This window comes from Diaphorobacter caeni, from assembly GCF_015354245.1.
Classification (GTDB): domain Bacteria; phylum Pseudomonadota; class Gammaproteobacteria; order Burkholderiales; family Burkholderiaceae_C; genus Diaphorobacter_A; species Diaphorobacter_A caeni.
Genome location: NZ_JADKYZ010000003.1, coordinates 471,357 through 490,880, shown reverse-complemented (window position 1 = coordinate 490,880; position 19,524 = coordinate 471,357). Strand labels below are relative to the sequence as shown.

Below are 19,524 nucleotides of genomic sequence, written 5' to 3'. Positions count from 1 at the left end.
CTGGTAGCGACAGGTATTGCGTGAGCGTGCTTCTAGGACAGATCATCAATGAACTGGGAGGCAGTCTTGAGGGGGGGAGTGCGGAGATCGAAATCTCCCGCATCGCACCTCTGGAGACCGCCGGGCCCGGCGAACTGGCCTTTCTGAACAACCCGCGCTACCAGAGTCAACTGGCCGCCTCCCGGGCGGCCTGCGTCATTGTGGCTCCGGCCATGCGGGATGCCGCACTGGCGCGCGGCGCTTGCATCGTCACGCCCGATCCCTATGTGTATTTCGCCCGCGTCACCCAACTGTGGAAGCGCGAGCATGCGGCGGGCAAGCCTCACGGCGTGCATCCGAGTGCCGTCGTGGACCCGGAAGCGACAGTCGATCCCACCGCCTTCATCGGCCCTCTCTGCGTGGTGGAGCGGGGCGCGCGCATCGGTGCCAACACCGTGCTCAAGGCACGCGTCAACGTCGGCGAGCGCTGCGTCATCGGCGAGCGCTGCATCATTCATCCGGGTGTCGTGATCGGTGCCGATGGCTTCGGCTTCGCTCCTTCCAAGGGGGAGTGGGTGAAGATCGAGCAGCTCGGCGCGGTGCGCATCGGCAATGACGTCGAGATCGGCGCCAACACCTGCATCGACCGCGGCGCTCTCGAAGACACCGTGATTGAAGACAGCGTCAAGCTCGACAACCTCATCCAGATCGCGCACAACGTGCACATTGGCCACCATACGGCCATGGCGGGATGCACGGCGGTCGCGGGGAGCACGAAAATCGGCGCCCATTGCATCATTGCGGGAGCCGCTTCGATCATCGGGCACCTCACAATCGCGGACAATGTGCACATTTCCACGAATACCGTGGTCATGCGCTCGATTCCGCGCGCCGGACACTACACGGGAGTTTTCCCGTTCGACGACAATGCGAACTGGGAAAAGAACGCGGCCACGCTGCGCCAGCTCTACAAGCTGCGCGAGCGGGTCAAGGCTCTGGAACAAACAATCAAAAACGACGGTTAGACCGCTGAAATCATGATGGACATTCACCAAATCCTCAAGCTGCTTCCTCACCGCTACCCGTTTCTGCTGGTAGACCGTGTGGTCGAGCTCGAGCGTGGCAAGCATATTCAGGCGATCAAGAACGTCACCATCAACGAGCCTTTCTTCACTGGCCACTTTCCGGCACGCCCCGTCATGCCCGGCGTGCTGATGCTCGAAGCGCTGGCGCAGGCCGCGGGCCTGCTGTCGTTCGACATGATGGGCGAAGCCCCCGGCGACGACAAGGTGTTCTACTTCGTCGGCATCGACGGCGCGCGCTTCAAGCGCCCCGTGGAGCCGGGTGACCAGCTGATCCTCGAAATCGATCTCGACCGCATCAAGGGCGGCATCTACAAGTTCAAGGGCGTGGCGCGCGTGGGCGACAGCATCGCCTGCGAAGCCGAGATCATGTGCACCATGCGTACCGTGGCCTGAGCTTTTCCGAAGGTCGGTCCGTGTCCAACATCCATTCCACTGCCATCGTCGATCCTGCTGCGCAACTCGACAGCACGGTGACGGTGGGACCCTATGCGGTCATCGGGCCGCATGTGCGCATCGGCGCACGCACCAGCATCGGGCCGCATTGCGTGATCGAAGGTCACACCGGCATCGGCGAAGACAACCGGATCTTCCAGTTCGCATCGCTTGGCGGCGTGCCGCAGGACAAGAAGTACGCGGGCGAGCCCACGCGTCTTGAAATCGGCAACCGCAACACGATCCGCGAGTTCTGCACCTTCAATCTCGGCACCGCGCAGGACAGGGGCGTCACCACCATCGGTGACGACAACTGGATCATGGCCTACGTCCACATTGCGCATGACTGCGTGGTGGGCAACCAGACCATCCTCGCCAACAACGCCACGCTTGCGGGCCATGTGCAGCTCGGCGACTGGGCCATCGTCGGCGGACTGACCGGCGTGCACCAGTTCTCGCGCATCGGCGCCCATGCGATGGCGGGCTTTGCCAGCCACATTTCGCAGGACGTGCCGCCGTTCATGATGGTCGACGGCAATCCGCTGGCCGTGCGTGGCCTCAACGTCGAAGGCCTGCGTCGCCGTGGCTTCTCGGCCGAACGCATCGCCGGAATCAAGCAGGCCTACCGCGTGCTCTATCGGCAGGGTCTCACACTGGAGGCCTCGATCGGCGCGATGACCGCTCTGATCGAAGAGCACCGCGCCGCCGAGTCCGACATCGTGCAGTTGCGCGACTTCGTCGCCGCGTCGCAGCGAGGCATAGCGCGCTGATCGATGACGTTGCCCGACACCCCCTTGTCTGCCAAAAGCAGTCCCAGGATAGCGATGGTCGCCGGAGAAACCTCCGGCGATTTGCTTGCTGGGTTGCTGCTGGATGGTCTGCGCGACAAATGGCCCGACGTGCAGTCCTTCGGCATCGGCGGCTCGAAGATGCAGGAGCGCGGTTTTGACGCGTGGTGGCAGAGCGAGCGGTTGGCGGTGCATGGCTACAGCCTCGAGTTGCTGCAGAAGATCCTCGGTCTGTTCAGGCTGCGCAAGGAGCTGCGCGAAAAGCTGATCGCCCATCCGCCCGGCATCTTCATCGGCGTCGATGCGCCCGATTTCAATCTGGGGCTCGAAGGCAAGCTGCGCGAGGCGGGCATCAAGACGGTGCACTTCGTCTGCCCGTCGATCTGGGCCTGGCGCGCCAATCGCGTCGACAAGATCCGTGCAAGCGCCGACCATGTGCTGTGTATCTTTCCGTTCGAGCCCGAACTGCTGGCACGACACGGCATCGCCGCGACCTATGTGGGCCATCCGCTGGCCCGCGTGATTCCGATGGTGCCCGACAAGCAGGCAGCGCGCGCGCAGCTCGGCCTGGCCGCCGATGACGAAGTGCTCGCCATCCTGCCGGGCAGCCGCTCGGCCGAGGTGAAGTTCATCGCGAGGCCGTTTTTCGAGGCGGCGGCGATTCTGCTGAAGACGCGTCCCCGGCTCAAGGCGGTCGTGCCCGCCGTGCCCAGGCAGCGCGAGAAGATCGAAGCCATGGCCCACGAATGCGGCGTCGCGGATCGTCTGCAGATCGTCACCGGCCAGTCGCACACGGTGCTCGCCGCCTGTGACTGCACGCTGATCGCCAGCGGCACGGCCACGCTCGAAGCGGCGCTCTACAAGCGCCCGATGGTGATCTCGTATCACATGCATCCGATCAGCTGGCGGCTCATGAAGCGCAAGCAACTGCAGCCGTGGGTCGGGCTGCCCAATATTCTGTGCGGCGACTTTGTCGTGCCCGAACTGCTGCAGGATGCGGCCACGCCCGAGGCGCTGGCGGCAGCCGCCGCGCGGTGGCTGGACGCGTATTCGCAGCAACCCCAAACCATTCTCACGCTTGAAAAGCGCTTCACCGAGCTTCACGAGAGCCTGCTGCGCGATACACCGAAACTGGCCGCTGATGCGATCGAAAAAATCCTTGCCGACACCAAGGGCTGAACAGTCCAGCTTTGACTGGCACCCACCGGGTCTGGTGGCAGGAGTCGATGAAGCGGGGCGTGGTCCATTGGCCGGTCCCGTGGTGACCGCCGCCGTCATTCTCGACGACATGCACCCGATTGCGGGTCTGGCCGACTCCAAGATTCTCACTGCCGCCAAACGCGAAAAGCTGTTCGACGAAATCCGCGCCAAGGCGCTGTGCTTCTGCATCGCCGAGGCGAGCGTGCAGGAAATCGACGAGATCAACATCCTGCAGGCCACGATGCTCGCCATGCGCCGCGCCGTGCTCGGCCTGCGCCTCAAGCCCGTGCGCGTGCTGGTCGATGGCAATCGCCTGCCGCAGCTTGATGTTCCCGCCGAGGCCATCGTCAAGGGCGACGCGCTGGTGCAGGCGATTTCCGCCGCATCGATTCTCGCCAAGGTCACGCGTGACCGCTGGTGCGAGCAGTTGCACCAGCAGTACCCGCAATACGGTTTCGACGCCCACAAGGGCTACGGCACAGCCGTGCATCTCGCGGCACTGCGCGAACATGGTGCCTGCCCGGAGCATCGCCGCAGCTTCGCTCCGGTGGCCCAGGCCTGCCTTTCGCGCGCCGATTGAGCGGCGGACCCGGTTTCCCTTCCCGGTGTAAGCTGAACGCTCCACCCGGTTTTTTCGATTGAAGTGACGACGACATGACAGCAGCAACTCCCTTGGTGATCCAATCGCGCGACAACGCGCTGGTCAAGGACCTGCGTCGTCTGTCGCAGGACAGCACCGCGTATCGCAAGCAGGGCCGTGTCTGGCTCGAGGGCGATCACCTGTGCAGCGCCGCATTGGCGCGCGGCATGCAGCCGCAGATCGCCGTGTTCGCCGAATCGTTCTGGCCGTCCGCGCCCACCGAACTCAAGCAGGCTGCGGAGAAGAACGTGCTGATCGCCGATGCGCTCTGGCGCGACATCAGCGGCCTCGAATCGCCAGCGCAGATGGGCTATGTGATGGCGCTGCCCAACGCGAGCGGGCTCGATGCGAACGCGCCGACCGTGGTGCTTGACCGTCTGCAGGACGCCGGCAACGTCGGCTCGGTGCTGCGCAGCGCGTCGGCCTTCGGCTTCACGCAGATCGCCGCCATCAAGGGCACGGCGGCGCTCTGGAGCGCCAAGGTGCTGCGCGCCGGGATGGGTGCACATTTCGCGTTGCGACTGGTCGAAGGACTCGGCGAGGAAGACATCGCCACGCTCTCGGTGCCGCTGCTGGCCACCAGCTCACATCGCGGAGAGTTTCTGCACCAGGCCAGACTCCCCTGGCCCTGCGCATGGGTCATGGGCCACGAGGGGCAGGGCGTCTCGCCCGCGATCGAGGCGCGTGCTGAGGCGCACATCCGCATCGCGCAGCCGGGTGGTGAAGAGTCGCTCAACGTGGCGGCCGCCGCCGCGATCTGCCTGCACGCAAGCGGCGCGGGACGCGGCTGATCTGTCTGGCGTTTTTCAAGAAGCGGGTTTGGACGACAACCGTGCATGCGCCGCTGTTGCATGATGCGGAGTGTTTTCTTCCTGTCTCAGGAACCGAGGAGTTTGTTCAAATGGCATCCACGTCCCCTCTCGCCCGCCGGCAATTCATCCGCTCCGCCGTAGCGGGTGCCGTAGCGGCTCCCGCGCTCATGGCGAACGCGCAGACCCAGACCGCCCCGGCCGCTTCGGGCGCGACCGCCACGCCGCTGCGCGTGGGCTCCGACAATGACGCTGCGCCCAGCGCGGCGTTCAAGGCGCAGGACATCGTTCGGCCTTTGCAGATAGCGGATCTCAACGATCTGGAGAACGAGGCGCGCAAGGTCATGGACCCCGGAGCGTTTGCCTTCATCTCGTCGGGCTCGGACAGCCAATGGACGCTGCGCGAAAACCGTGCGGCCTTTGGCCGCATTGCGATCAAGCCGCAGTATCTGGTCGGGAAGCCGGCACCGGACCTGCGGATCACGCTGCTGGGCCAGCAACTGAGTCTTCCGGTCATCACCACGCCCATGGGCGCGCACGGGCTGGCGCACCAGTCGGCCGAACTGGGCACGGCGCGCGGGACGGGCGAAGCCGGAACGTTGATGACCGTGAGCACCGCGGCCAATCGCACCATCGAGGACATCGCCGCGGCAACCAAGGGCCCCAAGTGGTTTCAGCTGTATCTTGCGGACGACCTGAGCAAGTCGCGCGATTTGCTCAAGCGTGCGGAGGCCGCCGGTTACAGCGCCGTGGTGTTGGCGATCGATGCGTTCGCCCCCGGCAGTTCGGACGCCACGCTGCGCATGGGTTTTCAGTTTCCTGCGAACCTCGGGCTTGTCAACAGCGGATCAAGCACATTCAAGAAGAGCCTGAGCTGGGATGACGTCAAGTTCGTCAAGGACAACACCCGGCTTCCACTGGTCTTGAAGGGCGTACTGACGCCGGAGATGGCCCAGTTGGCTCTCGAGCATGGCGTCGCCGCGATCCAGGTGTCCAACCACGGCGGCCGTCAGCTCGACGGCGTGTCCGCTGCCATTGATGCGCTGCCGGGGATCGTGGACGTCGTGCAGAAGCGGGTGCCGATCATCATGGACAGCGGCATTCGCCGCGGAACGGATGTGTTCAAGGCGCTTGCGCTGGGGGCGAATGCGGTCGCGATAGGTCGGCCCGTGCTGTACGCGCTGTCGCTTGGCGGCTGGATGGGGGTGAAGAGCGCCTATGACCGGCTGAAGGCTGAACTGACGCGAGATATGCTGATCGCCGGTCTGGGTTCCGTTCAGGAGTTCAACCGGGATTTCGTCATGCGCGCGCCGGGTCAGGGCGCATCCTGAGTTGTCGGTTTCCGGCCTGCAGCGGATCCACCCGGCGCTGCGGGTGACCGCGCCGGATGGACGAGGCCGCTCATCAAGAGGCCTTGTCCAGATAGCTGACAAAACGCTTTTTGGGGTCGTACTGCTTGCGCACTTGAAGCAGCTTCTGCCACTTGTCTTTGGAAAAGCATTCCCGGGCCAGTTGTGGAAAGCGCGTGAGGTCAATCTCGTTCATGTAGTAGCCCTTGGCGAGGGGCTTGAGCGCTGCGTGCAGTTCGTCGGCGAGGCGGTAGTTCTTCTCGACGTCGGCATTCGATGTGCCGATCAGGTACCACGACAGATAGTGCGGCGCGGCATAGGTGAAGCTGCAGGGCTCGGGCACGGTCGGATTGGTGCCCAGCACCGAGAATCCGAATGAGCGCTGGTCCAGCGCCTTGGTCGACATCAGCTTGCCGAGCGTTGCAAGCGCTTTTCCTGGCTCGTCGGTGAACAGCGCGATCTCGCTGGTGCGGTACTGGCTGTAGAAGTCGGTGGAGAGTTGGCTGTAGAGATCGAGATAGGTCAGCGGCACATTCTTGAAGGGATTGGCGACCGCCAGTTTCGCCACCGTTTCGTCGTGCGTGAACACGTCGGCCGCAGCCTGCGCTTCCTGTGCGGTGGCGCCAAACGACATGATGTTCACCACCCAGTGCCACTGCTCCTTGCCCTCGGGGGTTCCCGGCGGACTGAATTTGCCGAGCGCTCCGAGCACCTCGGAGCGAAACGCGCTCTGGGGCAGCAGCTTGAGGTATTGCGCAACGGCTTCCTCCACTTTGTCGAGCGTGTAGAAATAGGTGTTCTTGACGATGACGGGCACTGCGTGAATCTGCAGTTTGTAGCGCAGGACCATTCCGAAGAAGCCGGGCCCCACGCCACGGATGGCCCAGTACAGGTCCCGGTTTTCCGTTTCGGACGCGGTCACCACCTGCCCGTCGGCCAGCATCACTTCCGCCGCCATCACCGATCCGCAGCCCATGCCCCATTTGGGCATGTTCCATCCCATTCCACCGCCAAGCAGATATCCGCCGATTGTCACGAAACCGGTATGTGCGGAAGGGAACGCGAAGCCCTTGGCAAACAATTGCTTGTTCAGCGTTTCGCTCAGAACGCCGGGGCCTGCCCATACGAACTTCTGCTCGGAATTGATGTCTTCGATCTGGTCGAACAGGGACATGTCGACGGTGATCGCATCCTGTTGCAGCACCGGGTTGGAGATGTTGTGACCGGAGCTGCGAGGCACCAGTCGAAGGTTTTTTCGCTCGGCGTACTTCATCAGCAGCGCCAGATCGTCCTTGCCCGTCGGTTGCGCGAACATCACCGGAAAACGGTTGGGTTTGATGCGATACCAGGTCATCGCCCAGAACCATGCGAGGTAACGCGAGTCACTGCGCGAAATCACTTCGCCCTTGAAGTGTTCAAGACCAGCCGGTCGAGGGGGATTGGGCGTGGCTTTGCGCGGCTGGTCCTTGGCTTGTGCCAACGCGGAGACGTTTCCCAGCGCGCCGCTGGCGCCAAGAATGCCGGCGAGCTTGAGAACACCCCGGCGGATGAGTGATGTGTTTGTTTGCGTCATGGATGGATCTCTGGTGTCTGGACCGGCTGCATTCAAGGATGCGGCTATTGCTTGTCGGCTGGCGGCGCGAGTTCGCTGAAGTGCTCTGCCAGAGCCGTGATGTCCGCGTCACTCAATCCCTTGGCCATGGGCTCCATGGTTTCATTTTTGCGGTGACCCGCACGGAATGCGCGCAATTGCTCGGCGATGTAGGGAGCCTTCTGGCCTGCGATACCGGGGTTGTCCGGCATGGCCTTGCTGTCATGGCAGGCGATGCAGGCAGCGGCCACGGCGGGGGCAGCCTTGGCTGGTGCGCTTGCGGCGACAGTGGCCGGGCGGGGAATGGCGGGTGCCTGTGCCGAGAACCATGTGGCCAGCATCTGCATTTCGGGCGCGCTGACGTTGACGATGACGGGTTGCATCATCGGGTGCTGGCGTTTGCCCGATTTGAAGTTCTGCAATTGCTCCAGCAGATAGGCGCGAGGCATTCCCGCGATGTTAGGCCAGTCATGCACCTGGGTAACGCCCGCCGGGCCGTGGCAGCCAAGACACTGGCTGACGACGGCAGGCTGTCTTTTTACATCGCCGGGATAGCGAGTCTGCTCCGTCGGCACCTGGGTGGTGCCCGAGGCCGCTGGCTGCGCGCCGTGCGCATTGCCAGCAATGAACAGTGTCGCGGCAAACAGCGCGAAACCTGCGTGCCGCGGGGCGTTGATGGCATTGCTTTTTTCCATTCCCGAATGCTAGGGAAAAAAAGACCACGCCACTACATCGCCGGCTGCCCAGCCTGTAAGACAACTGCTTGACTTGAGGCCGCGGCCTCGGGCACCAGCAAAAATGACGGAGCTTGCGTTTCCGCGCTCCGTGGTGGGCCGGGGTATTGGCGTTGTGGGGGTGGATCGAGGACGGTTACGCTGCAGCGGTTGTTGGTCTTGTGCTGCTGACCGCTGGCTTGGTTTCGCCTTTGATCGCGTTTTCAATGATGTCGAGCGCCTTGTCGAACAGGGCATCTTCGATGGTCAGGGGATAGAGGAACCGGATCACGTTGCCGTAGAGGCCGCAGGTCAGCAGCAGCAGGCCGTTGGACATGGCGGTCTTGACGATGGCGTTGACGCGGTCGGCATCGGGGGCGTTGGTTGCGGCGTCGTGGAATTCGACGGCGACCATGGAGCCGAGGCCGCGCACGTCGCTGATGCCCGCGTCCTTGGCTTTGATGGTTTTGAGGCGCGCTTGCAGGCGCTCGCCGAGTCGCGCGGCGCGGTCGCAGAGCTTTTCTTCAGCGATCACGTCGATCACGGCATGGGCTGCAGCCACTGCCAGTGGATTGGCCGCATAGGTACCGCCGAGTCCGCCGGGGTGGGGGGCATCCATCACGTCGGCGCGGCCGACGACGCCGGAGATCGGCATACCGCCGCCGAGGCTCTTGGCCATGGTGATCAGGTCGGCCTTGACCGTGTGATGCTCCATCGCGAACAGCTTGCCGGTGCGGGCAAAGCCGGTCTGCACCTCATCGGCGATCAGCAGGATACCGTTGGCGTCGCAGATCTTGCGCAGGCCTTCGAACAGCGCGGCAGGCGTGGGATTGAAGCCGCCTTCACCCTGCACCGGCTCGAGGATGATCGCGGCCACGCGGCGCGGGTCCACGGAGGACTTGAACAGTGTCTGGATCGCGTCGAGGCTGTCCTGCACGCTCACGCCGTTGGTGGGGAAGGGCACGTGATGGACGTCGCTCACCATCGTGCCGAAGCCTGCCTTGTAGGGATTGACCTTGCCGGTGAGCGTGAGTCCCATCAGCGTGCGGCCGTGAAAGGCGCCCTGAAACGCGATGACGGCTGAGCGTCCGGTGGCGTAGCGCGCGATCTTCACCGCGTTTTCGACGGCTTCGACGCCGGTCGTGAAGAAGGCGGTCTTGGCGGGGCCGTCGATCGGGGCCAGCGCGTTGATGCGCTCGGCCAGCGCGATGGCGCTTTCATAGGGGACGATCTGGTAGGCCGTATGGGTGAAGTGCGAGAGCTGCTCCTGTACGGCCTTGACGATGCGCGGGTGGCGGTGGCCGGTGTTCAGCACGGCGATGCCGGCGGCGAAGTCGATGTATTGCTTGCCTTCGACATCGGTGATCAGCGCGTTGTCGGCCTGGGCCGCGTGGAAATCGCACATCACGCCCACGCCGCGCGGGGCGGCGGCAAGGCGGCGGGTCTTGAGTTCGGCATTGGTCGTCATGGGCAATCCTTGGGAGTTGGGTGATCGGTGTTGCGACAAGGTTCCATTGAACGTGAAATTAGCCCCTTGAATGGCTCCACTTTTGCATGAGAATAGGGGGTCAATTTGGGCGGCTTGCGGGATTGGGGAAAGGCAAAGGCGACGCGATGGCGAAAAGTTCGGTCTGTGTGGATTGGCTGCTGCAAAAAGGCTGGGGCACCGATGCGCAGCAGCACGGGGGGCGCCTCACGCTTGTTGAGCAGTTGTGCGCGCTGCTGCGCGAGGGCGTCGCCACGGGCGCGCTCAAGCCCGGCACGCGCCTGCCCGCCACGCGCGAGCTGATGCGGGAGCTTGCCGTCTCGCGCAACACCGTCGCGCACGCATACGAGCAACTGGGTGTGGAGGGCTATCTGGTCAGCCACGTGGGCAGCGGCACCTTCGTGGCGCAGACCACGCCGGAGTCCCTGCTGCGAGCACCGCGCGCAGCACGGTCCGGGCGCACGAGCGTCGCCGTGCCTGCACAGCGCCGCCGCGAGGTCGTGCTTTCACAGGGCGCGCAGCAGGTGCTCGCGCACGCGTCGGCGGCGGACCGGCAGTGGGGTGCCTTCATGCCGGGCGTGCCCGACGTGTCGCAGTTCCCGCGCGCCATCTACGCGCGCATCCTCAATCGCCTGTGGCGCCATGCCCAGCCCGAGATGCTGACCTACGACACCGCAGGCGGCGCGTTGCCGCTCAAGCAGGCGCTGGTGGATTACCTGCGTGTCGCGCGTTCGGTGCAATGCGCGCCCGAGCAGATCCTCATCACCGAAGGCGTGCACCAAGCCGTCGATCTGACGGTGCGCACGCTGGTCGATCGGTACGATGCCGTCTGGATGGAAGACCCCGGCTACTGGGGCATCGCCAACGTGCTGCGCATGTCCCCCGGTGTCGAGGTCGTGGGCCGGGCCGTTGACGGCGAGGGCATCACGCTCGACGAGCAGGCCGCGCCCCCCAAGCTGATCTGCGTGACGCCCTCGCACCAGTACCCGCTCGGCACGGTGATGAGCCTTGCGCGGCGCAGAGCGCTGTTGGCTTATGCGCGCAAGCACGGCGCGTGGATTCTGGAGGATGACTACGACAGCGAATTCCGCTTCGCGAGCCGCCCGATTCCGGCCATGCAGGGGCTCGAGCAGGATGCCCCGGTGATCTACATCGGCACCTTCAGCAAGACGCTTTTTCCGGGCCTGCGCGTGGGCTACATGGTGCTGCCGCCGGAGCTGGTCACGCCCATGCGCCGCATGCATGCCGAGCTGTATCGCGAGGGGCATGTGGTCACCCAGCTCGCGCTCGCGGAGCTGATCCGCGAAGGCCATTACGCCGCACACATCCGCAGGATGCGCGTGCTCTATGGCCGCCGCCGCGAGTGGCTGCGCACGCTGATCCTGCGCTATCTGGGCGAGGACTTTCTGGTGGAGACCGACAGTCAGGCGGGTCTGCAACTGGTGCTGCGACTGCCCGATCAGTCGGATGACGTGCAGCTGGCGCAGACTCTGCAGTCACGCGGCGTGCTCGGCCGGCCGCTCTCGCGCTACTACCGTACTACGGAACCCACCAAGGGACTGCTGCTGGGCTACGCGGCCGTTCCCGAGGAGACGATGCAGTCGGCGTTCTTCATTCTCCTGCAGACTTTGAAGGAGTCCGGCGTGCGGCCTTCCGTGCGTCAAGGCGCCTTCATCACGACGGAATAGCGCGAAGGTGACAGCCTTGCCACCAGCACGCACACCACGCACACCGCGCCGAGCTGGTACATCCAACCGGATTCAAACTTCCCCGTCGCCTCGTGCAGTTGCGCAATCACCCAGGGCGCAAGTGATGCCAGAAGAAAGCCGCCGCCCTGCATCAGCGCATTGAGCGCGCCTGCTTGCGAGGGGGACGGCAGGTGATCGAGCGCCACCACCATCATCAGCGCGAAGCAGCCACCAAGGCCCACGCCGAGCACGATGGCGTTGAGCGTGGGGGCCGCGTCGGGCCACCAGATCAGCACGGCGAATCCGAGCAGCTGGCACAGCAGCGTGAAGGCGATCCAAGGCCTGCGGTCCTGATGGCGCGCCGCGAGGGCTGGCAGGGTGAGCGCGGCGGTCGCCTGGGCGATCGAGAGAATGGCGACGAGCGTGCCGCTCTTCGCGGCGCTCCAGCCGTGGGTCTGGTAGAACGGAGCGAGCCATGCGACGATCGCCGCGTAGCCGCCGTTGACGAGGCCGAAGCAGGCCATGAGCAGCCAGGTGCGCGGGCGGCGGATCAGCCAGCCGGTGTCGCTGGACTGCGTTTGTGTCGAGCTTACTGCGTTGTTTGAATGATGCTCGTTGATCTGGCCAAATGCGTACCATGCGAGCGGCAGGGCGATAAGCACCGGAACCGTCCACAGCGCGAGGGCGGCACGCCAGTCCCAGCCCCACTGCATCGCAAGCGGTGAAATCTGCGCTCCGAAGGCACCTCCGCCCATCAGCGCGCAGGAATACAGCCCCATCATCTGCGCGACATGGCGCGGAGATTCCCTTTTGATGGCGCCGGGAAGAACGCCCTGAATCAGCGCCACGCCCGCGCCGCAAAGCGCCGCGGTGGCGAGCAGCACTGCCGCGCCAGCGCTCGGCAACCGCAGCGCGCAGCCCAAGGCGATCAGCAGCAGCGAGCCGCAGATGGCACTACGCGCGCCGATCCATCGCGACACCGTCGGCGCCACCCATGCCCCGACGCCCATGAGCGCCATCGGCAGCAGCGTGAGCCACGAGAGCTGGCTCAGGCCCATGCCCGTGCTGTCGCGGATCGCCTGTCCGAGCGGACCGACGGCGGTGAGAAACGGACGCAGATTGATGGTGATGGCGATGACCACCAGAACCCACAGAGCGGGAGAAAGTGAGGAGGCGGATGGGGAAGGGGATGCGGGGGAACTGTTGTGCTTTTTGTTTTGCATCGATGGATTGCTCTACTTCACTTCACTTCATTTCATTTCACGTCATCGGGCCAGGGCGCATCGCCGTAGAGCTGCGCGGCGGTGATGCCGGTCTCCACGCGGGTGATCGGCAGCGGAGGTGGCGTGAGGCTCAAGCGCAGGCGCTGGTAGGTGCCTTCGCTCGAGAGCCGGTAGGGTGTCGCATCGTCGTTGTCGAACGCGAAGAAGACGTTCTCCACGCCGGTCATCACGATGGCGGCCAGACACATGGGGCAGGGATGGCCGCTCGCGTAGATGCTGCAGCCCGCGAGCGAGGGGTTTGCCTGCGCGCGCGTGGCCGCACGGAGGGCCTGCATTTCGGCATGCGTGCTCGGGTCGTGGGACTGCACGATCTCGTTGATGCCGGTGGCGATGACTTCCGTGCCGCGCACCAGCACGGCTCCGAAGGGACGGCCACCGCGTTCGCGGTTGTCGTGCGCAAGCTGCACGGCCTGGCGCATCAGCGCGGCATGCTGGGACATGGGGAACTCCTGATCTTCCAAAAATGCCCCGATTGTCCGGCAATGCCGCGCTGCGTGCTGCTGGTAGGGGCGTTGTGAATGGTTGAATCAGTGTTGCCCTTTCGCAGTGCAATGATCGCGTGCGCGTTGCGGTCAGTGGTGCTGGTGTGCGCCGTGCTCGCCGTTGCCCGCAGCAGCGCCCGCGCGCACTGGCGCTTCGATCTGGCGATCACGGCGCTTGCCGTTCGCGTCCTCCAGCGTGAGCGTGAAGCCCAGCGTACGGCCTGCGGTGATGGGCTGCTTCAGGTCCATCATCATCAGGTGCAGTCCACCCGGCGCAAGCTTGACCGGCTCGCCCGCAGGCAAGTCAAGCGCTGGGATGGCGCGCATCTTCATCACGTCGTTCTCGAGCTTCATTTCGTGGATTTCGACCACGCCGGCCGCCGCCGATTTCACGGCCACCAGCTTCGCGCCCTGCGGAGCCTGCAGCGTCACGAACGCCCCCGTGCCGCTCTGGCCGGGCACGGCGGCGCGCACCCAGGCGTCGCGCACGTCCACGGCGGCGACGGTGTCCGGCAACACCTCAAGGCGTGCCGCGGGGAATTCGGGCTTCTCGCTCGCGTTTGCCGACGTGGGAATCTGGACCCAATCCGCGCGGCCCGTGTCGCAGATTTGATGGACGGGGAAATGCAGTGTCTGCGCCTTGGAGGGCAGCACGCCGCGCACGACAAAAGCCGCCTTCTCGCTGTCCGGCAGCGCGGTGGCCGCGCTTTCGGCCTCCCAGCGCACCGTGCCGCCCTGGCTGCCTGTTGCGGGCGCGCTGAGCTTCCAGCCGCTGCGTGCCACGGCTTCCTTGAACTGGAAGGTCTTGGGCAGCTCGACCTCGATGGCCGTCGTGGCCTTGGTGTCCTTGCAGGCATGGCCGACGCGGAAGGCCGCGTCATACGGGCTACCGACGTTGGCGCCGCCTGCGGGCAAAACGACATGGGCGTGCGCTGCGGCCGTGGCGAGCAGGGCGGTGATGATGGTGAGTGCGGAAGATGTGTTTTTCATGGTGGCGTCCTGGTTTGAAAAAGAGAAACAGGTTCAGAGGTCCCAGCGCAGCGATGCGGTGTACGTGCGTTGCGGCATGGGGTGAAAGCTCCAGTAGCGTTCGTTGTTCACGTTGTCGATGCCGATGGCCGCGCTCAGTTCGCGCGTGAGGCGCGCATGGGCCCGAAGGTCGACGACAAAGTACTTGCTGGTGCCGAAATAGGTGTCCGCGTTCGTGTCGCTGTTGTCGAGCGTGTTGAACTGGCGACCGCTGTAACGTGCGGCGGCGGTGAGCGTCCAACGGGTGTCGGGTCGGTAGCTCACGAGACCCGTTGCGCGCCAGCGGGGCACGCGGGGCTGCCATTTGCCTTCGCTGGAAGGCAGGCCGGGATTGGAGACGATGCGCGAATTGGCGTAGGTGAGGCTGGCGCCGAAGTCCAGGCTGCGCAGCCATACCGACTGCGCGTTGTACGCAAGTTCGATGCCGGTGGTCTTCACGCGGTCCACGTTCTGTACGCGGCTGATCGTGGTGCCGGAGACCAGTTGACTGATCAGCGCATCATTCAGCCTTTCATGGAACAGCGTGGCACGTGCGATGCCCATGCCGTTGCCCAGATCTTTTTCTGCGCTGAGTTCGCCGGTCCAGGATTTCTCAGGGCGAAGATTCGGGTCGTTGATGAAGCCAAGCTCGCCGCCGCTGGTCGCTCCATACAGTTCGCCGGTGGTCGGATAGCGCACGGCCCGGCCGATCGCGGCGCGCAGCAGGGTGTCGCTGCTCGCCTGCCAGGAGACTGCGGCCTTGGGCGAGACATTGGATTCGCTGCGGCTTGCATGGTTGAGCGTCTGCGCCGTGTTCTGCGTGAAGCCTTGTCTGGCTTCCCAGTCTTCCCAGCGCAGACCGACGACGGCTTTCCAGTCGGGCGCGAAGCGCCAGGCGTCCTGGGCCCAGAGATAACGTGTTTCGGTTTTTCCGCCGACATCGCTGAGAACGGATTGCGGATTCGCCGCGCCGCCCCGCCAGTCGCCGAGCACGTTGGATTTGTTGATGCGCAGCTTGTACGCGTCGCGCCCGGTGCCGAATTCCACAATGTGCGCGCCTTGCGTGCCCTCCGGTCTCCAGATGCCCTTGGCCGCGAACGTGTTCCAGCCGCTGCCGGTCATGGACTGCAACGTGCCCGCGCCGCCGTTCAATGCGGTGGGCAGGGATGTGGTGGGCGCGCGCTGGTTGTCCTTGGCGTAGTCATACAGGCTCGCCGCCAGTTCCCAGTCAAACGTTCCACCGGTGTGGCTCTTGAGCAGCAAGCCGTGCATCCAATGGGTCTGCGCATCGTTGGTCAGACCGAATGCGGTGGGCGCGAGCGTGAAGTTCGAGCCGTTCACGTTGACCGCGCCACTGTAGACGCTCTGGCCGTTTGCATCGCGCAGAAAGGACTGCGGACGGCCTTTGGAATCGTTGCGCCACCAGCCAAGCGTGTAGCTCGCGCGCAGCGTGGGGCTGATGTCCCAGGCGAGCTTGGCCTTGAGGTGGTCCTGCGTCGTGTGGTACTGCGTACCGGTGCCCAAGACGTACCACGGCTGGTGGTTCACGTTGCTGCCGGTGGCCGCACCGGTGACGGGTGTGCCGCTGCCGGGCTTGCCGGTGGAGCGCAGCGCGGTGACGAAGGTCTGCGGTGGTCCTTCGCTGTCGGTGCGGTTGAGGTGCAGCCACCATGACCAGTCGCTGCTCTTGTTGCCGAGCGAGGCGCTCGTGTTCCAGCTTTTGAAGGTGCGGTCTGAACCAAACAGTTCGGTGGGTGCCGAGGAATAGCCCGCGCCGACATGGGCCTCGAATTTCTCGGGCATGCGGGTGACGTAGTCGACCACGGCGCCTGCGGAGTTGCCCGCATATTGCGCGGAGTAGGGGCCGTAGAGCACATCGACGCGCTCGATCTCCTCGGGCGTGACGAGACCCCAGCGTGGCGCGTAGTTGGTGCCGTTGGCGATGCCGTTGCCGAGAAAGTTGGACAGCAGAATGCCGTCCGCATAGACCACCGAGCGCACGCTGTTGCCGGTGCCGGACGAACGCGTGGCGAGGATCGCGTGGTTGTAGTCGCCGATGTAGCGCTTGCGCACCATGAGGCTGGGCAGGTACTTGAGAGCGTCTTCACTGTCGGTGGCGTTGATGCGCGTGGCGATCTCCTCGCGCGTCACGCCCTCGATGGTGGCGGGAATCTGCGTGGGCAGGCGGCTGGCCTGGCCTCCGTCGACGGTGACGGCGTCGAGCGTCTTTTCTTCGGCGGCCGCGCAGGGCAGCGCGGCGGCGCTCAGCACGAGCGCCATCAGGGGACTTTTCATGTCGGTTCAAACCTTGGCGGTGCGGGCGCGCGAGTGCGGGCCGCACGGGAATCCGTGTGCATGACACGCGCGAACGGTTGCGCTCATGTCGATCCAACGTGAGTGCGAACGCGGACCACGATCAGCGTGTCAGGGAAAAAGATTCAGGCGAACCGAGGCGGCCCTCGGGCCGGGAGAGGTGCGGCAGTGATGCCTGCGATGCGTGCGGCTTCAACGGGCTGAAGCGCGTGGGTATAAGGGGAAGGCGGAGGATCAACCGCCACGACCGGAGTGCTTGGCGGCGCGGTGAACGGCAGGCACATCGCGCATTCCCAGTGCGATGCGCCCATGGTCTGCGCGCCGTCATCCGAGGTGACGACGAGACGGATGTCGCCCATGCTCGTGCAGACGATTTCCATGCTCTGCGGGTGCACCAGCGGCGCTGCCGATGCCGCGCCCAGCGACAGCAGCAGCCACGCCAGCATCGACCGACCGAGAAGGCCGGATGCCAGTTGGCGGATGCGGTTCAGCAGGTTCATGCGTGGTGCGTGGAAGAGTCGAGAGCGATCAGCGAAAGCGTGTCGATGATAGCAAGCATCGCCCTGTCGCGCGAACTGTTTTTTTCATGAGCTGACGCGAAATTCTTATGACGGAGCAGTGACGGCGGCGCCTGATGTGCGGTAGACAAGCACCTTGAGCGAGCGCTCCGGATCGCGGTCCGCGAACGCGGGTGGATTGGCCACGCGCTCCACGAACTGCAGCTCGGGGGCCTCGGCCAGCATGTGCTCGTGAACGAAGGATGCGGGCAGCTCCGGTGCGTTCAGGCAGATGAGCGCATGGCCGCCGGGCATGAGCAGATCGGGCAGGCGGCGCACGAGGCGCGCGTAGTCCTTGGTTGCGACGAAGCTGCCTTTTTGGTAACTCGGCGGGTCGACGATGATGAGGTCATAAGGGCCGCTGCGCGTGATCTTGCCCCAGCTAGAAAAGATGTCGTGCGCGAGAAAACTCGCGCCCTTGTCCACGTCGTTCAAACGATGGTTCTGCTGGCCGATGGACATCGCGCCACGGCTCATGTCCATGTTGACGACCTGCGTGGCGCCAGCCTGCATCGCCACCACCGAGAACGCGCAGGTGTAGGCGAAGAGATTGAGCACCTTGAAGCCGCGCGCCTGCGTTGGCGCGCGCGCCGCCACATGCTCGCGCACCCATTGCCGACCGGCCGCCATGTCGAGAAAAAGGCCGTGGTTCTGTCCGCGCGCCACGTGCACGCCGTAGCGCGTTCCGGCCTCGGTGACGACATGCGGATCGGGTACGCTGCCGCTCATGATCCGCGTGCTGCCCTGACCGCCGACGAGCCGGATCTGCAGCACCCAGTTGAGCGGCTCGCCCGGTGCGATCTCGGCCCAGCGGGTTTCGAGCGCCTGGCCTATCGTCGCAATGGCGGTGTCATCCAGCTCCGCAAAACTGGTGAGCACCAGTGCCGGCGGAAAGGCGTCGAGCGACAGATGCTCGCAACCCGGATGCATGCCGCCGCGACCGTGAAAGAGGCGCGTGGCGTCCTCGGTGCGGGGCATGTGTCGGATGGCGTCGAGCAGGGCTTGCATGGAGTGGGGCGATGGGAGTCTGAAAAACAAAAAACGCAGTGTGCGTGAACACACTGCGTTTGGGGGACGTGTCTATTTTAGATCTTCAAAAGACGCAGATCGAGCTGGCCGTCGTGCATCGGTGGACACCACAGGTAAGCGCCGGTGAGGGGTTTGGAAAAGCGCAGCAGACCATCGGTGATGCCGTCGTCGAGGCCCGCCATGCGGCGCATCTGGGCTTCAAACGCGTCGAGCGACTTGCCGTAGGCGGCGAACATCAGGCCGCTCGCGTCGCGACCCTGCTCATGCTGCAGCCACGGCATGGAGCGGCGCAGAACGAAGGCCTCGGGCTCGAAGCTTTCCTGTGCGGTGCGCTTGACGTGGGCGGATTCGGGCGCGTCGTCGAGCTCTTCGTTGTCGGTGAGTCGGCGGCCCATGATGTGGTCGCGCTCTTCGGTGCTGAACGATTCGAAGGTCTCGAAGTTGTGCAGCCAGCGCTGAACGGCCACGAAGCTCGAACCGTCGAGGCCGGGTGCGGCGTTCTGCACGAAGGCGGCGGCCTCGGCTTCTTCACCTTCGGGGTTTTCGGTGCCGTCCTCATAGCCGGTGAGGTCGCGGCCGTGCGCGGCCTCGGGGTCACCGTGGCGGAAGGCGTCGACCACGACGCCCACGTCGAACGCAGGCGCCAGCAGCCTTTGGAGCGTGCGAGTGCGGTTGGCGAGCTCGCCCATGTCGCTGCCGCGCAGCCACAGCATCAGTGCGGCGGGTGTGGACGGAATGACGAGGCCGTCGGGGCAGGTGAGCACGGGGAACTCGCGCAGTCCGGGTACTTGGGCCGAGAGCGCGTTCACCAACTGCACGCCGAAGGCTGCGACGACGGTTTTGCCGTCGACCGCCGATTGCAGGCGCTTGAGCGCGGTTTGAAGTGTGGACGCATCGGCACCTTGCGCTATCGAAAAGAAAGCGTAGCGGGCCAAGGCCGGAATGGATTGGAGGATGCCGCTCTGATGGGCGGACTGGGAGATCGCGGGCGTGGAGTCTTGCATGACCATAACAGTAGCAGAGCGGGCATTCCAACCGTCTGCCGGGTGATATTCGAAGTTCGGTGCGCCTTGGAGAATCGCCAATGCGACA

Annotated in this window: 18 protein-coding genes; 8 read left to right on the top strand and 10 right to left on the bottom strand. The window is 64.7% G+C overall.

What is annotated here, in order from left to right:
- Positions 1 to 20 precede the first annotated feature (20 nt).
- The 7 genes from lpxD to ISG32_RS09935 all read left to right on the top strand — a co-directional run bounded on the left by lpxD (position 21) and on the right by ISG32_RS09935 (position 6,264).
- Complete coding sequence (lpxD, locus tag ISG32_RS09965) at positions 21 to 1,004, top strand: UDP-3-O-(3-hydroxymyristoyl)glucosamine N-acyltransferase (RefSeq protein ID WP_194770844.1); 984 nt, start codon at positions 21 to 23, stop codon at positions 1,002 to 1,004.
- A 12-nt stretch (positions 1,005 to 1,016) separates the two neighbouring features.
- On the top strand, positions 1,017 to 1,457 hold the full coding sequence (gene fabZ, locus ISG32_RS09960; RefSeq protein ID WP_166069906.1) for a 3-hydroxyacyl-ACP dehydratase FabZ: 441 nt from the start codon (positions 1,017 to 1,019) through the stop codon (positions 1,455 to 1,457).
- Positions 1,458 to 1,477: 20 nt separating this feature from the next.
- On the top strand, positions 1,478 to 2,266 hold the full coding sequence (lpxA, locus tag ISG32_RS09955) for an acyl-ACP--UDP-N-acetylglucosamine O-acyltransferase (protein WP_194770843.1): 789 nt from the start codon (positions 1,478 to 1,480) through the stop codon (positions 2,264 to 2,266).
- A 3-nt stretch (positions 2,267 to 2,269) separates the two neighbouring features.
- Positions 2,270 to 3,463: a lipid-A-disaccharide synthase gene (gene lpxB, locus ISG32_RS09950; protein ID WP_267254022.1), complete on the top strand. Its 1,194-nt coding sequence runs from the start codon at positions 2,270 to 2,272 to the stop codon at positions 3,461 to 3,463.
- Positions 3,426 to 4,064 (top strand): ribonuclease HII, encoded by a 639-nt coding sequence (rnhB, locus tag ISG32_RS09945; RefSeq protein WP_194770841.1) that lies wholly within the window; start codon positions 3,426 to 3,428, stop codon positions 4,062 to 4,064. Before lpxB ends, rnhB begins: the two co-directional genes overlap by 38 nt.
- 74 nt (positions 4,065 to 4,138) lie before the next feature.
- Entirely contained in the window at positions 4,139 to 4,915 is a 777-nt protein-coding gene (locus ISG32_RS09940; protein ID WP_194770840.1) for a TrmH family RNA methyltransferase, read from the top strand.
- A gap of 110 nt (positions 4,916 to 5,025) precedes the next feature.
- A complete protein-coding gene (locus ISG32_RS09935; protein ID WP_194770839.1) occupies positions 5,026 to 6,264 on the top strand; it encodes an alpha-hydroxy acid oxidase in 1,239 nt (412 codons plus the stop codon).
- A 73-nt stretch (positions 6,265 to 6,337) separates the two neighbouring features.
- On the opposite strand, the gene ISG32_RS09930 is transcribed toward ISG32_RS09935, so the two are convergent.
- The 3 genes from ISG32_RS09930 to gabT form a co-directional block, all read right to left on the bottom strand.
- Positions 6,338 to 7,855 (bottom strand): FAD-binding oxidoreductase, encoded by a 1,518-nt coding sequence (locus ISG32_RS09930; RefSeq protein ID WP_194770838.1) that lies wholly within the window; start codon positions 7,853 to 7,855, stop codon positions 6,338 to 6,340.
- 44 nt (positions 7,856 to 7,899) lie between these two features.
- The gene (locus tag ISG32_RS09925) at positions 7,900 to 8,568 is read right to left on the bottom strand and encodes a c-type cytochrome (protein WP_194770837.1); all 669 of its coding nucleotides are present in this window, start codon (positions 8,566 to 8,568) and stop codon (positions 7,900 to 7,902) included.
- 175 nt (positions 8,569 to 8,743) lie between these two features.
- Positions 8,744 to 10,054 carry a 4-aminobutyrate--2-oxoglutarate transaminase gene (gabT, locus tag ISG32_RS09920; protein ID WP_194770836.1) on the bottom strand — a complete coding sequence of 437 codons (1,311 nt, stop codon included), beginning with the start codon at positions 10,052 to 10,054 and terminating at the stop codon, positions 8,744 to 8,746.
- Positions 10,055 to 10,200: 146 nt separating this feature from the next.
- Between gabT and pdxR the strand changes: the two genes are divergently transcribed.
- On the top strand, positions 10,201 to 11,760 hold the full coding sequence (gene pdxR / locus ISG32_RS09915) for a MocR-like pyridoxine biosynthesis transcription factor PdxR (protein WP_194770835.1): 1,560 nt from the start codon (positions 10,201 to 10,203) through the stop codon (positions 11,758 to 11,760).
- Here pdxR and ISG32_RS09910 read toward each other — a convergent pair.
- From ISG32_RS09910 to ISG32_RS09875, 7 genes are all read right to left on the bottom strand, one after another.
- The gene (locus tag ISG32_RS09910; RefSeq protein ID WP_194770834.1) at positions 11,733 to 12,983 is read right to left on the bottom strand and encodes a cyanate transporter; all 1,251 of its coding nucleotides are present in this window, start codon (positions 12,981 to 12,983) and stop codon (positions 11,733 to 11,735) included. The genes pdxR and ISG32_RS09910 overlap by 28 nt on opposite strands.
- Before the next feature lie 32 nt (positions 12,984 to 13,015).
- Positions 13,016 to 13,483: a nucleoside deaminase gene (locus ISG32_RS09905; RefSeq protein ID WP_194770833.1), complete on the bottom strand. Its 468-nt coding sequence runs from the start codon at positions 13,481 to 13,483 to the stop codon at positions 13,016 to 13,018.
- Positions 13,484 to 13,615: 132 nt separating this feature from the next.
- Positions 13,616 to 14,515, bottom strand: coding sequence for a copper chaperone PCu(A)C (locus ISG32_RS27535; RefSeq protein WP_228529701.1), 900 nt, complete (start codon positions 14,513 to 14,515; stop codon positions 13,616 to 13,618).
- A 33-nt stretch (positions 14,516 to 14,548) separates the two neighbouring features.
- A complete protein-coding gene (locus tag ISG32_RS09890) occupies positions 14,549 to 16,828 on the bottom strand; it encodes a TonB-dependent receptor (protein ID WP_194770832.1) in 2,280 nt (759 codons plus the stop codon).
- A 143-nt stretch (positions 16,829 to 16,971) separates the two neighbouring features.
- Positions 16,972 to 17,346, bottom strand: coding sequence for a hypothetical protein (locus tag ISG32_RS09885; RefSeq protein WP_194770831.1), 375 nt, complete (start codon positions 17,344 to 17,346; stop codon positions 16,972 to 16,974).
- A gap of 105 nt (positions 17,347 to 17,451) precedes the next feature.
- Complete coding sequence (locus ISG32_RS09880) at positions 17,452 to 18,411, bottom strand: class I SAM-dependent methyltransferase (RefSeq protein ID WP_194770830.1); 960 nt, start codon at positions 18,409 to 18,411, stop codon at positions 17,452 to 17,454.
- 77 nt (positions 18,412 to 18,488) lie between these two features.
- Positions 18,489 to 19,436 (bottom strand): Dyp-type peroxidase, encoded by a 948-nt coding sequence (locus ISG32_RS09875; RefSeq protein WP_194770829.1) that lies wholly within the window; start codon positions 19,434 to 19,436, stop codon positions 18,489 to 18,491.
- Between the last annotated feature and the right edge of the window lie 88 nt (positions 19,437 to 19,524).

What these genes read in the sequence shown, in the direction of transcription:
- fabZ (WP_166069906.1), top strand. Translation starts at nt 1,017, where the DNA reads ATGATGGACATTCACCAAATCCTCAAGCTGCTTCCTCACCGCTACCCG.
- lpxB (WP_267254022.1), top strand. Translation starts at nt 2,270, where the DNA reads ATGACGTTGCCCGACACCCCCTTGTCTGCCAAAAGCAGTCCCAGGATA.
- rnhB (WP_194770841.1), top strand. Translation starts at nt 3,426, where the DNA reads ATGCGATCGAAAAAATCCTTGCCGACACCAAGGGCTGAACAGTCCAGC.
- ISG32_RS09940 (WP_194770840.1), top strand. Translation starts at nt 4,139, where the DNA reads ATGACAGCAGCAACTCCCTTGGTGATCCAATCGCGCGACAACGCGCTG.
- ISG32_RS09935 (WP_194770839.1), top strand. Translation starts at nt 5,026, where the DNA reads ATGGCATCCACGTCCCCTCTCGCCCGCCGGCAATTCATCCGCTCCGCC.
- ISG32_RS09930 (WP_194770838.1), bottom strand. Translation starts at nt 7,855, where the DNA reads ATGACGCAAACAAACACATCACTCATCCGCCGGGGTGTTCTCAAGCTC.
- ISG32_RS09925 (WP_194770837.1), bottom strand. Translation starts at nt 8,568, where the DNA reads ATGGAAAAAAGCAATGCCATCAACGCCCCGCGGCACGCAGGTTTCGCG.
- gabT (WP_194770836.1), bottom strand. Translation starts at nt 10,054, where the DNA reads ATGACGACCAATGCCGAACTCAAGACCCGCCGCCTTGCCGCCGCCCCG.
- pdxR (WP_194770835.1), top strand. Translation starts at nt 10,201, where the DNA reads ATGGCGAAAAGTTCGGTCTGTGTGGATTGGCTGCTGCAAAAAGGCTGG.
- ISG32_RS09910 (WP_194770834.1), bottom strand. Translation starts at nt 12,983, where the DNA reads ATGCAAAACAAAAAGCACAACAGTTCCCCCGCATCCCCTTCCCCATCC.
- ISG32_RS09905 (WP_194770833.1), bottom strand. Translation starts at nt 13,483, where the DNA reads ATGTCCCAGCATGCCGCGCTGATGCGCCAGGCCGTGCAGCTTGCGCAC.
- ISG32_RS27535 (WP_228529701.1), bottom strand. Translation starts at nt 14,515, where the DNA reads ATGAAAAACACATCTTCCGCACTCACCATCATCACCGCCCTGCTCGCC.
- ISG32_RS09890 (WP_194770832.1), bottom strand. Translation starts at nt 16,828, where the DNA reads ATGAAAAGTCCCCTGATGGCGCTCGTGCTGAGCGCCGCCGCGCTGCCC.
- ISG32_RS09885 (WP_194770831.1), bottom strand. Translation starts at nt 17,346, where the DNA reads ATGAACCTGCTGAACCGCATCCGCCAACTGGCATCCGGCCTTCTCGGT.
- ISG32_RS09880 (WP_194770830.1), bottom strand. Translation starts at nt 18,411, where the DNA reads ATGCAAGCCCTGCTCGACGCCATCCGACACATGCCCCGCACCGAGGAC.
- ISG32_RS09875 (WP_194770829.1), bottom strand. Translation starts at nt 19,436, where the DNA reads ATGCAAGACTCCACGCCCGCGATCTCCCAGTCCGCCCATCAGAGCGGC.